Source organism: uncultured Brachyspira sp. (assembly GCF_944388875.1).
Taxonomy (GTDB): Bacteria; Spirochaetota; Brachyspiria; order Brachyspirales; family Brachyspiraceae; genus Brachyspira.
On the sequence record NZ_CALXKQ010000017.1, the window covers coordinates 32,623 to 46,698 of the forward strand.

Annotated in this window: 11 protein-coding genes and 1 rRNA gene; 5 read left to right on the forward strand and 7 right to left on the reverse strand. The window is 30.0% G+C overall.

Going from position 1 to position 14,076, the window contains the following annotated elements; genetic code table 11:
- Positions 1–57: 57 nt before the first annotated feature.
- The gene (locus tag Q0J69_RS09985) at positions 58–702 is read right to left on the reverse strand and encodes a DUF305 domain-containing protein (RefSeq protein ID WP_297206921.1); all 645 of its coding nucleotides are present in this window, start codon (positions 700–702) and stop codon (positions 58–60) included.
- A 130-nt stretch (positions 703–832) separates the two neighbouring features.
- On the opposite strand from Q0J69_RS09985, the gene Q0J69_RS09990 reads away from it, so the two are divergent.
- Both Q0J69_RS09990 and Q0J69_RS09995 read left to right on the forward strand, forming a co-directional pair.
- The gene (locus Q0J69_RS09990) at positions 833–2,260 is read left to right on the forward strand and encodes a rhodanese-like domain-containing protein (protein ID WP_297206925.1); all 1,428 of its coding nucleotides are present in this window, start codon (positions 833–835) and stop codon (positions 2,258–2,260) included.
- An 8-nt stretch (positions 2,261–2,268) separates the two neighbouring features.
- Positions 2,269–2,787: a hypothetical protein gene (locus Q0J69_RS09995; protein ID WP_297206927.1), complete on the forward strand. Its 519-nt coding sequence runs from the start codon at positions 2,269–2,271 to the stop codon at positions 2,785–2,787.
- Between the two features lie 73 nt (positions 2,788–2,860).
- On the opposite strand, the gene Q0J69_RS10000 is transcribed toward Q0J69_RS09995, so the two are convergent.
- Positions 2,861–3,829, reverse strand: coding sequence for a beta-ketoacyl-ACP synthase III (locus Q0J69_RS10000; RefSeq protein WP_297206930.1), 969 nt, complete (start codon positions 3,827–3,829; stop codon positions 2,861–2,863).
- A 235-nt stretch (positions 3,830–4,064) separates the two neighbouring features.
- Here Q0J69_RS10000 and Q0J69_RS10005 point away from each other — a divergent pair, with 235 nt between their 5' ends.
- On the forward strand, positions 4,065–4,826 hold the full coding sequence (locus Q0J69_RS10005; RefSeq protein WP_297206932.1) for an HAD-IIB family hydrolase: 762 nt from the start codon (positions 4,065–4,067) through the stop codon (positions 4,824–4,826).
- A gap of 183 nt (positions 4,827–5,009) precedes the next feature.
- Here Q0J69_RS10005 and Q0J69_RS10010 read toward each other — a convergent pair whose 3' ends face one another.
- From Q0J69_RS10010 to Q0J69_RS10030, 5 genes are all read right to left on the reverse strand, one after another.
- The gene (locus Q0J69_RS10010) at positions 5,010–6,719 is read right to left on the reverse strand and encodes an amidohydrolase family protein (protein WP_297206935.1); all 1,710 of its coding nucleotides are present in this window, start codon (positions 6,717–6,719) and stop codon (positions 5,010–5,012) included.
- Positions 6,720–6,882: 163 nt separating this feature from the next.
- Positions 6,883–7,758, reverse strand: a complete 876-nt coding sequence (gene prmC, locus Q0J69_RS10015) for a peptide chain release factor N(5)-glutamine methyltransferase (RefSeq protein ID WP_297206937.1) — start codon at positions 7,756–7,758, stop codon at positions 6,883–6,885.
- Positions 7,759–7,765: 7 nt separating this feature from the next.
- Complete coding sequence (locus Q0J69_RS10020; RefSeq protein ID WP_297206940.1) at positions 7,766–8,095, reverse strand: cupin domain-containing protein; 330 nt, start codon at positions 8,093–8,095, stop codon at positions 7,766–7,768.
- A gap of 86 nt (positions 8,096–8,181) precedes the next feature.
- Positions 8,182–8,694 carry a GNAT family N-acetyltransferase gene (locus Q0J69_RS10025; protein WP_297206942.1) on the reverse strand — a complete coding sequence of 171 codons (513 nt, stop codon included), beginning with the start codon at positions 8,692–8,694 and terminating at the stop codon, positions 8,182–8,184.
- 120 nt (positions 8,695–8,814) lie between these two features.
- Positions 8,815–10,329 (reverse strand): 16S ribosomal RNA (locus Q0J69_RS10030).
- 632 nt (positions 10,330–10,961) lie between these two features.
- On the opposite strand from Q0J69_RS10030, the gene Q0J69_RS10035 reads away from it, so the two are divergent.
- On the forward strand, positions 10,962–11,702 hold the full coding sequence (locus Q0J69_RS10035; protein WP_366030578.1) for a hypothetical protein: 741 nt from the start codon (positions 10,962–10,964) through the stop codon (positions 11,700–11,702).
- 5 nt (positions 11,703–11,707) lie between these two features.
- Positions 11,708–14,071, forward strand: a complete 2,364-nt coding sequence (locus tag Q0J69_RS10040; RefSeq protein ID WP_297206944.1) for a hypothetical protein — start codon at positions 11,708–11,710, stop codon at positions 14,069–14,071.
- Positions 14,072–14,076: the final 5 nt, after the last annotated feature.

Below are 14,076 nucleotides of genomic sequence, written 5' to 3' on the forward strand. Positions count from 1 at the left end.
TGTCAATTATAATAAAAAAGGCTAGAATAGAAATTCTAACCCTTTATATAATTATTATTAATTATTAGTCAATGTGCTTAGTAAATTATTCATATCAGATATTTCTTTTTCCTGAGCAGATATTATTCTATTAGCTATCTCTTTTATTTTTTCATCTTTTGTATATTCCAATATCTTTTTAGATACATCAACAGCTCCCTGATGATGAGGTATCATTCCTTTTAAAAAATCAATATCATTATCAGCAGCAGCTTCTATAGAAGACATATCAGCCATCATCTTATTCATAATGTTTTCCATATCATTTCCTATAGAAACAGTATCTATATCTTCATAGCTTGTATTTTTTGCTTCTAATTCTTTAATTAAATCTGTAAATTCAGCAACCTCAGCCTCCTGAGATGTTATTATATTATTAGCCAAATTAATTAATGTTTGATTTGAAGTTGTTTCCAATAATTTCTGAGAAGATAAAATAGCTCCTTTATGATGCGGTATCATATTAGCTAAAAAGTCTATATCTATATTGGCAGTTTTTTCAAAAGGCTGTTCCATCATTGGGGCATGCATTAGGCTAATTATATCAGAACCTTCCATATTATGATGATTAGCATGAGTATTAGTTTCTGATGAAGTTTTGCTTGAGCATGATACAGCGAATATAAAAGATAATATCATAAATATAAAAATTATTTTTTTCATTTTTCCATCCTTAAAAATTTTATTTTCTTTAATAACTATTTATTTTATTAATTGTAAAAATATTATAATTGACTTTATAAATGCATATATTATAATTTTTAAAAAAATATTAACGGAAGGACTAATCATTATGAAAAAGTTACTATTTATAATTTCTTTATCTTTTTTCATCAGCATAATTTCATGCTCGAAAAAATCAGAAAGCACATCTTCTTTTCCTAAAGGAACTGTAACAAATATATCAGTAGAGGATGCTGAAAAACTTTTGGGAGATACTAATTACATATTTATAGATGTAAGACAGGAATCAGAATATATAGGCTGGAAAGTTAATTCAATAGAAGGCGGACATATAGAAGGAGCTTACGATTTTACTGCTGATTGGTTTGATATGCTTGCTTCAGATAAGGATGCTTTAATAGAATTAGGAAGAAAAAAAATATACCCTCCAATGAACTTAATTATATATGATACTAAAGATACTGATACTAATGTTGCCAATAAATTTGCTAATTTAGGTTTTAATGTAATGACTCTTGACGGAGGAATAGATGCTTGGATAGAAAAAACTAAAAGACCTTTAAATAAGATGCCTAATTATGAAATTTTAGTTTATCCTAAATGGGTTTATGATTTAACACAAGGAAATAATGCAGATATACCTAAAGATAAAAAATTTGTTATAGTTGAGCTTAGCTATGGGGATATGGAAGCGGATTATGAAAAAGGTCATATACCTGGTGCTGTTCATGTTGATAGTAAAGTTATAGATGTATCAGGACCTCAAAATTTGGAGGAGTATGAATTTCTAACTTTAGAAGAAAAAGCTAAATTTTTCAGAAGACCTGATGATGCCAGCATAGAAAAAACTTTATTAAGTCTTGGAATAGATAAAGATACTTTAGTTATAGTATACGGTCCTAAACCTTATGCTAATACAAGATATGCACTAATTATGAAATATGCAGGTGTAGAAGATGTGAGAGTATTAAACGGCGGAATTAAAAGATATAAAGCGGATAATCTGCCTTTAGAATCAGGAAAAGTAACTCCTACTCCAGCAGCAAGTTTCGGAGTAAAAATACCTGCAAATCCTCATTATATAATAGACTTGGAAGAAGAAAAACAGCTTATTAATGATACAAATGCAGTTATAGCATCAGTAAGAAGCTGGCCTGAATATTTAGGAGAAGTAAGCGGATATACATTCATAGGCGAAGCTAATGATATACCTAATTCAAGATTCGCTTATGCTGGTTCTAATCCTTACAACCTATTGGACTACAGAAACCCAGATGAAACTATGTTTAATTATCAAATAATAGAAGACAGATGGATATTATGGGGAATTACTCCTGATAAAAGAATATCATTCCATTGCGGTACTGGATGGAGAGCAAGCGAAACATTATTCTATGCTTTAGCTTTAGGATGGACTAATGTAACATTGTATGACGGCGGATGGTATGAATGGCATTTATATGAGGAGCTTCCTAGAAAAGAAAAAGGAGTTCCTAAAGATGCACCTGAAACTCCTGTATTCCATTATACTTGGTAAAATATTTAATGAAAAAAATAATATTTGTTTTATTATCTATATTATTTTTAATTTTAACGCAGTCAGCAAAAATCTATATACCAAATGCAGGATTTTTATATATCAACATTGTATATATATTTCTGCTGACTATAGGTTTGGGATTATGGCAAAGTATATTATTTAGTTTTATATATTTTGCCGTAATGCAATATTTAACATTAAGAGCAGGCGGAAGTATTAATATTTCATCATTTTTAGTTGCGGCATTTCAATCTTTAATAATATATTTATGCTGCGGAAAAACTTTTGATATAAAAAAGGCTGTAATTACTCCGATAGTATTGTCTATTACAGCATCTCTATTTGGTATAATTTTAAACTCGGCTTTAAGCGGTAATATATACAATATTCCTAAAAAATATATTGATTATATGATATATTCTTTAAAAAATGGCTCTCTATTTTTTAAATATTTTTTATCAAGTATAATAGCTTATATTTTATATAAAATAATTTATTTTAATAATAAAAAGAGGGTATCATAAATTATTATAATACCCTCAAAAATATATATTAGTCGATTTTTACCATATATGCAAATTTATTAAAATATAGAATTTACCATATCATTAGTGTAGAGCCCCAAGTAAATCCTCCGCCAAAACCTGTAAGAAGAACTAAATCTCCTTCATTAATTTTATTATTTTCTAGAGCATCAGTTAAAGCTAATCCTATGCTTGCAGAAGAACAGTTGCCGAATTTATTTAATACCACGCTTACCTTTTCCATAGGAAGACCTATTCTCTTAGCAACAGCCTGCGTTATTCTTAAATTAGCCTGATGAGGAACAAAGAAACTAACATCGGATAATTTCTTTCCAGTGCTTTCTAATACTTTATCTATGCTGTTTGAAAACTCAGTTACAGCTCTTTTAAATGTTTCAGAACCTTCCATATATATTTTAAACTCAGGAGCTTCCAAATCATCTGCTCTTATAGGACATACGCTTCCGCCGTTAAGTACGATACTCATATCAGGTTCGCTTTGCATGTGCATTCCTATAATTCCTTTTCCATCATCTCTAGTTGTTATCAATGAAGCAGTAGCAGCATCACCAAAAAGAATAGCAGTGCCTCTGTCCTTCCAATTTATATCCTTTGTTAATTTTTCAGAAGAAACTATAAGTACATTTTTACATTGTCCGCTCTCTATCAAAGCAGTAGCTGTATTTAATGAATATATATATCCAGAACAAGCAGCAGATAAATCTAAAGCAAAACAATGCTTAAGTCCAAGCATTTTCTGAAGCTGACCTGCCATAGAAGGGAATATATAATCTTTAGTTACAGTAGGAACTAAAATAGCATCAACCTCTTTTAAATCCACTCCCTTTTTCTCTAAATTTTTAACAGCATTCATACCCATTTCAAATATAGTTTCATCAGGTCTTGCCATGTGTCTAGTTTCTATTCCAGTACGTGTTATTATCCATTCATTATTAGTATCCAATATGCTTTCAAAATATTTATTGTCCAATATCTTTTCTGGTACATAATATGCTATATTTTTTATATATGCTTTACTCATACAACACTCCATATTTTTAATGTACTTAAATACAAGTTTTCATTATAAAAGTGTAGCTAAAAATATAAAAAAATCTATAGCTAATAATAACTATTTTGTTTAAATTCTATAGCTATATCATAATTTTTTTAACAAAATATATTAATACTATAATAAAAAATAATAAATAAATTAATTGCATAATAAATGATATCCATTATAATTATTGAATATAATAAAAAAGAGAGTTATTTTTATGAAACTATTTGTCAGCGATTATGATATGACTATATATATACATGAGAAGATAGATGCCAGTGTATTTGATGCTATTAAAAAATGGAGGCGGGAAGGAAATATATTTGCCATTGCTACAGGAAGAAATAAGTTTTCTATATTTGAACATATTGACAGGCATGGATTAGAGTTTGATTATTTGATAGCTAATAACGGAGCTTTAATTTTTAATAATAAGAGAGAAGCTATATTTAAAGATACTATTGATAATGATGTTTCTTATGAGGTTATAAAATTTTTACATGATACTTTCGGCGGAACAGTAGAAATAGTAGATGATAAGCATATAATATCTGTAAAATCAAAAGACGGAAACGATATACTACCTTTCAGAGTTGATGAAAAAATAAATATTGATGATATATACAATATAAAAAATATTATACAGATAAATAAAATGACTGCTGATTCAAAATCTACAGAAAATGTAGCAAATACAATAAATGATAAATTTGATAAGGTTATTGCTTATGCCAATATACGTACAGTTGATATAGTAAAAAATAATGTAAATAAGGTTAATGGAATCATGTTCATAGAAAATTTAATACAGAGCAATAAAAAAATCGAAAAAATATTAGTAACAGGAGATTCCAATAATGATATAGAGATGATAAAAAAATATGACGGTTATGTTCAAATAAATGCAAGAGAAAATGTAAAATCTATAACAAATAAATATTTTAATATTATATCTGATATTATTTATAAAGAATTATAGGACAAGTATTGATTTAAATACATATATAGGGTATTATGCAAAATAAAAAATGGAGTACTATATGTGAGTAATCGGTCTGATTATAGCTGGTATTGTAAGTTTATTTGATAAATTTAAAGGCAATAAAGAATAACCCTGTATTATTAAAATCTAATAATACAGGGCATTTTATAAATAAATTAATTATGCTGCTTGATAAACTAATTTTCCGTCTATATATGTTTTTAATACTTTAGTTTTAGTAATATCTGTAGGAGCTATTTCAAGTATATTCTTATCCAATATTATAAAATCAGCTTTTTTTCCTACTTTTATAGAACCTAAAGTATCTTCAGCAAAGTTCTGATAAGCACCATTTATTGTAGCACAGTCCATCATCTGTTCAACGCTAACTATTTGATCCGCTCCAAGAAGAGAATCAGCTTCTCCTTCTAAATTCATTCTAGTAGCACCAATCTGTATTCCGTCTAAAGGTCTAGGAGGCACTGTTACAGGATAATCGCTTGCAAGAGAAACAACACATCCAGCATCAAATAAATCTTTCATAGGATATTCTTTACTAGCTCTTTCTTCTCCCAAATAAGGAAGCTCTAATTCATAATAGTATCCGTCTTCTTTAAAAAACCAATAAGGATTAGCAACAGCAACAATATTTAATTCTCCCATTCTCTTTATATCATCTTTATTAACAACTTGCAAATGTGTTATAGCATGTCTTTTATTAGTAGCACCTGTATTTTTTTGTACATGTTCAAGTGCATTAACAGATAATCTTGCAGCAGCATCCCCTATTGAATGTATATGTATTTGAAGACCTAATTCTTCAGCTTTTAAACATACTTCATTCATGGCATCCTGCTCCCAAAGTCCTACGCTTCTAAATCCAGGATCGGAAGCATAATCATCAAGCAAATAAGCAGTTTTTCCTTCTACTACACCATCAGCAAATAATTTTACAGTTGTTAATTTGAATTTATTTCCATTAGCCTGCTTTTTTAAGTCAGCTATCACATTTAAATTTGATATAGGATCATTTTCTGCAAGCACCTGATAACCAGAAAAATAAGTTAATTTTAAATCTCCGCTTTTATCAAGTTCATTTAAAGCAGAAAATAAATTTTTTCCGTCTGTATTCATATTTAATAAAGGATTGAATATAGATGTAACTCCATAAGATAAAGCCTCATCCTGATACGCTAATATACCATTTTTATATTCTTCAATGCTGTAATCAGGCAATTTAGTTAATATCAAGTCCTGAGCTTTTTCTCTGAATGTTCCTGTAGGCTCTTTTGTAACTGGATCTCTTTCTATTACTCCGCCTTCAACATCCGGAGTATTGGCATCAACTCCTGCAATTTCCATAGCTTTAGAATTTACCCATATAGAATGATAATCCTGAGATGTTAATACTATAGGAATCTCTGTAGAAATTCTATCCAATACATCTTTAGTAGGACCGTTTTTAGGCGTATATCCATTGCCCCATCCTGAACCTCTCAATATTTTCAAACCCTCATGCTCAGCAACAAAGTTTGAAACTATTTCCTCATAATCTTTCATAGACTTTCCGTCATATAATTCTACTTGGTATAATTTACCTATACCGCCTAACTCAGCATGTGCATGAGCTTCAAAAAAACTAGGCATTGCCATACCGCTTTCTAAATTAATAACCTCGGTATTATCACCTATAAACTCTTTTACTCCTTCTTCATCTCCAACATATTTATACACACCGTCTTTTATAGCAACAGCAGACACCATTTTTTGATCTGCTTCTGAAGTGTATATTGTGCCTATTATAACAGTATCAGCGGCACTATTACCGCAGCCAATAATAATAAAAGAGAAAATTAGTAAAATGATTGGTAATAATGTTTTTTTGTTCACTTTTTGTAAACTCCTTTAAATTAAATTTTTTTAAAATAGAAATACAATTTTATATTAATTTTATACTATATACAATAACATATATATACTTTTTTTAATTATTATTAAAATAAATTTAATTTTTTATATAGTTTTGTATCAGATGAATAATAATTAAACAAATTTAGAATTGCTTTGTAAATGCATCGCAAATTAAAAATCTGTCTTTAGTACTTAAATCTTTTTTTACTTGAACATTTTTTATATTTAAAGAACTGCATATATCAATCAAAGCATCTCCTTGATTATAACCTATCTCAAAAAAGAAAGCTCCATTATCTTTTAAATATCTATCAATAATACTTAAAAAACTTTTATAAAAATCAAGACCATCCTCACCAGAATATAAAGCATTAAAAGGTTCAAACTCTAAATCCTTTTGAAGAGAATCTTTATCTTTTAATGGAACATAAGGAGCATTTGAAACTATTATATCAAATTTTTTATTTGGTAAATATTTTAAAGCATCAGTATTTATTATATTTATCAATTTTTCATTACCTAATATAGTTAAAGCATTTTTATTTATAACTTCAAAAGCTCCATTACTAATTTCAATCGCTGTAATATCAATATTTTTATTTTCTTCTAAAAATAATTGTTTTAATGTTATAGAAATATTTCCGCTTCCTGCTCCTATATCGCATATAGAAATATTATTTTTATTTTTTGTATAATCAAGTAATAAATCAATAAGCTCTTCAGTTTCAGGTCTTGGTATAAGCACATTACTATCAACATAAAAATCAAAGCCGTAAAACTCTTTTCTATTTATTATATATGATAAAGGCTCATAATTAAGGCGTCTATTTATAAGGCTTTCTATTATATTTATTTCTTCTTCAGTTAATTCTCTTAAACCTTCAGATATTAATTTGGTTTTACTAATATTCAAAGAATGCATTATAATAGTCTGAGCTTCAATATAAGACACTTTATAATCGCTATTAATTTTTTCTAATTGTTTAGAATAATATATTACAGCCTGATTAATATTCATAAATAAATTAATTATTTAAAAAATCTTCTCTATGAGGAGTAAAAGTATCTAATAGTCTGCCTTTTTTAATACATCTACATCCATGAGTCATATTTTTAGCAAAATGAAGACTATCTCCAGATTTGCATGAATATTTTTCACCATTTACCGTAAACTCAAACTCTCCGTCTATAATATATGTAATTTGTTCATGATTATCATGGAAATGTTCATCAGCTAAAGCACCCTCATCAAATTCCATATAAACAGTCATAAGGTTTTCAGAATGAGCTAATATTCTTCTTTTAAGTCCATTTCCTAAATTTTTTAATTCAGTTTTATTAAAATCTTGATACATAATTATTTCCTAAATATATAATATTATTAGTTTAACAACTTTAATTTAGAAATGCAATAATATTTTATCAATATAAAAGAAATTAATTATTTATTTTTAAGATCATCTTCCCATATCTTTGGAACTATAGAAGCATTAGAATATGTATGAAAAAATAATTGGAACTCTCTTTTCTTAAAATCACCATTATATATGAATATCTCTTGTATTTTTTCTCCAGATTTCATCAAATATCCAGAATTTATAATATTAGATTCTCTGCTGTTATTATTTTCTTTAGTAACTGAAATTATTATTTTATCATTTGGATATTTTTGCTTAATAAGATTTAATATTTTAGAACCATATCCTTTACAACGCGTATTCTCATCAACAGCCAAAAACATAATAAATAGTATATTATTAACTTCAGCCATATAAGTAAAACCAATCAAAGTATCATCATCATAAAAAGCAAAAAAGTCTGTAGTATTGGTAAATGATGTGAAAAACATCATCCAAAAAGGTATTCTCTCTTCTTTAGGAAATGAAGAATTATAAATTTCTTTAACTTTCTTACGAATATTACCTTTTCTAACTTTTTTAATTATAAGTTCCATTTATAAAACAAAAAAACCAGCCCATAAGGCTAGTTTATTAACGAGGTATAAAAAATATAATATGGAAAAATTCTTTCAAATATGAATAGCAGTAAGATTTAAGTCGGACAATCTCCGAATAAAGGAGGTGATCCAGCCACACCTTCCGGTACGGCTGCCTTGTTACGACTTCACCCTCATCATCAGTCCCACCTTCGGCACCGCCCTCCTTGCGGTTAGGCTAACGACTTCAGGTAAAACCAACTCCGATGGCGTGACGGGCGGTGTGTACAATCCCCGGGAACGTATTCACCGTAGCGTTCTGATCTACGATTACTAGTGATTCCAACTTCATGGAGTCGAGTTTCAGACTCCAATCCGAACTGAGGCAACTTTTTTGAGTTTTGCTCCACCTCGCGGTCTTGCTTCTCTTTGTACTTGCCATTGTAGCACGTGTGTAGCCCTGGACATAAGGGCCATGAGGACTTGACATCATCCCCACCTTCCTCCCACTTGAACGTAGGCAGTCCCCTAAGAGTGCCCGACATTACTCGGTAGCAACAAAGGGTGAGGGTTGCGCTCGTTGCGGGACTTAACCCAACATCTCACGACACGAGCTGACGACAGCCATGCAGCACCTATGTAAAACGTCCTTGCGGTCTGACTTATCTCTAAATCATTCATCTTACAATTCAAACCCAGGTAAGGTTTTTCGCGTATCATCGAATTAAACCACATGCTCCACCACTTGTGCGGGGACCCGTCAATTTCTTTGAGTTTCACCCTTGCGGGCATACTCCTCAGGCGGTACACTTAAGACGTTAGCTACGGCACTTCTATTTAAATAGAAGCACCTAGTGTACAACGTTTACGGCTAGGACTACCAGGATATCTAAGCCTGTTTGCTCCCCTAGCTTTCGTGATTCAGCGTCGATAAATGCCCAGATGACTGCCTTCGCTATAGGTGTTCCTCTCGATATCTGCACATTCCACCGCTACACCGAGAATTCCATCATCCCCTACAATATCCAAGACTTACAGTATCCGAGGCGTTTCCGAAGTTGAGCTTCGGTCTTTCACCTTAGACTTATAAGTCCGCCTACTCACCCTTTACGCCCAGTAAATCCGAGCAACGTTTGCCTCCTACGTATTACCGCGGCTGCTGGCACGTAGTTAGCCGAGGCTTACATTATCTACTGTCAATCATTCTTCGATAATTTCCGAGGTTTACAACCCGAAGGCCTTCATCCCTCACGCGATGTCGCTCCATCAGACTTTCGTCCATTGTGGAAGATTCTCAGCTGCTGCCTCCCGTAGGAGTCTGGGCCGTATCTCAGTCCCAATGTGGCCGGTCACCCTCTCAGGTCGGCTACCTATCGTTGCCTTGGTGGGCTTTTACCTCACCAACTAGCTAATAGGCCGCAGGCTCATCGTAAAGCGGATTGCTCCTTTCCTCTACTCTACTTGAGTAGCAAGAGTATATGCGGTATTAGTCCATGTTTCCATGGGTTATCCCCCACTCTACGGCAGATTACCTACGTGTTACTCACCAGTTCGCCGCTAACTTATCCAGTTGCCCGAATAAGCCCGCTCGACTTGCATGCTTAAGACGCATCGCCAACGTTCGCTCTGAGCCAGAATCAAACTCTCCATGCTCACTTTTGTGAATCAAGTTGATTCTTTTATATTATCATTCTGCTGAATGATGATTTACTTACTTAAAGAAATGTTACAAATTGTAACTGTTGGGTCATAGAACTTAATCTAAGTTCATTTACACCAGTTGTGTTTTGTTTTTCTTAAATTGCTTCTGCTATCCATATTTCAAAGAACTTTGTTGTTTCAAGCGATGTTTTTTATTTCTTATCGTTTGTTTTATTATTATAGCACGAGGCTAAAAAAACACAATAGTTAAAACAATTATTTTTTATATTTTTTTATTCAAAAATATAAAATGCTATATTATATTATACATATAATACATATTTTTACTCGTTTAATATAAAACAACAAAAAAATGCTCAGAAGAATACAGAAAAACAGCCTAAAAATACAGAAAAAACAAGAAAAAATACCAGAAAATACAAAATTTTAATATGATTAATAAGAAATTTATAAAGATTTTCTTTTTTCTAATAATAAATATTAAAAACTATTAAAAAAAACAGCTGAATAAATTTAATAAAAACAAATCCGATAAAAATCCACCGAAACAAATAAAAAATAGAACTTGATTTTATATTGATTTAGATATATTATATAAGGGCATATAATTTGGAGAGTATATTTTGGAAAACATGATAGATATCATTAATATAGCACAGCTTAAGAACATAGATGAGGATACTTTCTTGTCTATAGCTTCAATATGTTCTTTTATTCCGAAATCTATCACTGAAAACAATACTTGGAAAAAACTGCCTTTATCGGCAAAAGAAGTGTACAGAACTTTAGTAGCCAATTATGATTATAAACTAGGCATATCTCAAATAACTCATTCTCAAATACTTAATGAGGCAGGCATAGGCGGAAATGCTACCATAGTAAAATCATTGGATACTTTAGAGGAAAAAGGTTTTATTACAAGAGTAGAATCAAAAGTAAAAAGTCATCATTATTTGATGCCTTATCAGGAAAAATTTTTTGCTGCTGTATGCAATGCAGAAGTTAGAGATTTTTCATCTCTCTATACTATAAATAAAAAAGAAAAAAAAGATGCACAAATAAAGCAGTCTATTGATAAACTTTTTTTCAAAGTTTGTTATAATTTAAGCTGGTTAGAAATAGATAATCCGCAGAAACTGATAGATAAGTATTCTTCTGACGGCAATCAGCTTAGAATAATACTTTCTATGTGTAATTCTATTTATATAGCAAAAAAATACGGATTAAGTAAAGATATAAATTTAAATGATTATCTTATAGACTCATTAAAAAAAGGAAATATAACTGAGAATCTATTTGATAATGAAACTATGAATACTATTAAAAACATTCTAATAAAGAACAAACAAAATATAACAGAGTAAAGATTATGGCTACAAAAAAAACTACAACTAACAAAGAAACAACAACAAAAAAAACAGCTTCTAAAAAGACAGCAGAGGAAACTACTAAAAAAACAGCTGCTAAAAAAACTGCTAATGATACAGCTAAAAAAGAAGATACTGTAAAAAAAACAGCCGCTAAAAAGACGGCAGAAGAAACTCCTAAAAAAACGGCTGCTAAAAAAACTGCTAATGATACGGCTAAAAAAGAAGATACTGTAAAAAAAACAGTTGCTAAAAAGACAGCAGAAAAAACTGACTCTAAAAAAGAAGATATAGTTAAAAAAACTGCAGCTAAAAAAACTTCATCTGTAGTAAAAAAAGAAGAAACTAAAGCCATAGACAATACAGATAAAGCAGAAAAAACTGAAACTAGAACATTAGATTCTATAATAAAAAGAGATAAAGATGATGATAAAAAAGAAGAGAAAAAAGATTTAAAAGATTTATTAAAGAGTTCTCAGGATAGAAAAATATCATTAAAAACTTCATCACCTGTTAGAAAAATAGAGAATATAAAAACAGAAAATAATGATTCCAAACCAGAAAGAGAATCTATAACTTTATTAAAAGAGGCAATAAAAGCAAAATCAAAAAATGTATCAAGACCTGTAAGCGTAAAAAAACGCATACTTATAGAAGATGATGATAATGATGTATCTGCTAATGATATACCTATGAATATTTCAAAGCCTGTATCATCAGGATTATTAAATAACAGCATTAATGAAGATGCCAAAAAAGAAGATACAGCATATACATTCAATAGATTTGATGATGACAAAAGAGATAAAGATGATAATTACTCATCTGTTTATAATGCTCAGACATATAATTTTGAAAAACTTTCAGATGAAAAAGATGACAAGAAATATGAAGATAAAAATATAATAAATAATGATATAGATGATGCAAAAGAAGATATAAACGAAGCTGAGGAAAAAATAGAAGATGACAAAACTGAAGATATTAGAGATGAAGAAGATGAAAAAATAGAAGATAACAAATATAATGCGGAAGAAGATAATGAAAAAGATGATGCTGATGATGTAAATGAAGTAATAGAAGAAGTTAGAGAAATAGAAGAAATAAAGGACGAAGTTTTAGACAGTGAAGAAGAAAAAAGTAATAAGGATAAGATAGAAGAAAAAGTAACTTACAGCAAAAGCGATATATTTAGAAGAGTTGTAATACCTAATTTGAATGATAATGAAGATATACAAAGATCTAAATTCAATCAGGAAGAAATAGATAAGGCCGTTGAAAATGCCCCTATAATAGATGAAAATGAAAAAGTAGAAAATTATCAAAATTACGCATCTGACAATAAAGAAAAAGAAGATGAAAAACTTCAGGAGCTTAGAGAAAAAGACATTAAAATTATAGAAACAGAAGATGAATTAAAAACATCCTCTTTGCCTGAAATAGAAAAAAAGCCTGTTGAACCTTATTCTCTTCCAGAACATTCAATTGATGATGATGATAATAAAAAGCAAAGTAAAATTGTTCCTATAATTGGTATTATTATTATTATTTTAGGTTTATCATTTTTGGGAATACAATTCTTCTCAGGAAGAAATAATAATAATACAGATGATGATTTCTATGAGATTGTAACAAATGAAACAATAAACAATAATAATACAAATAATAATTTATCAGCAATACAGTCAAATAACAATGCAGTTAGACCTCAGACTAACAATACTGCTAATACTCAAACTAATGCAGCTAGACCTCAGACTAACAATGCTGCTAATACTCAAACTAATGCAGTTAGACCTCAGACTAACAATGCTGTTAATACTCAAACTAATACAGTAAGACAGCAAACTAATAATGCTGTTAATACTCAAACTAATACAGTTAGACCTCAGACTAACAATGCTGCTAATACAGCTACGCCTCCAACTCCTCCTAAAGAGCCAGAGATAACTCCTCCTACGCCTCCAACTCCTCCGCCTAATCCTCCAACAGCAAATAATACAAATGCATCAATATCTGGATTAAGACAAAATAATACATCAGCATACACATCTGATGTTAATACATATAAAACTCAATGGAATGATACCCTATCATCAATAGCTACAAAAGAGCTTGGAGATGGAAGAAGATGGCCTTCAATATTTGTAATGAATCAGGATGTTATGAAAAGTCCTGATGATATAGTATTCAATATATATATAAAAATGCCTGAAGGCGGTAAAAAAAAAGTTGATGATATGACGGACAGTGAAAAAAAAAGTTTATATGATGACTATATGAAAGTTGCTGAATTATATTCTAGAATCGGAAAAGAAAATCTTGCAAATACAATTAAATCTCAGGCGAATTCTCTATTAAAATAAATTCA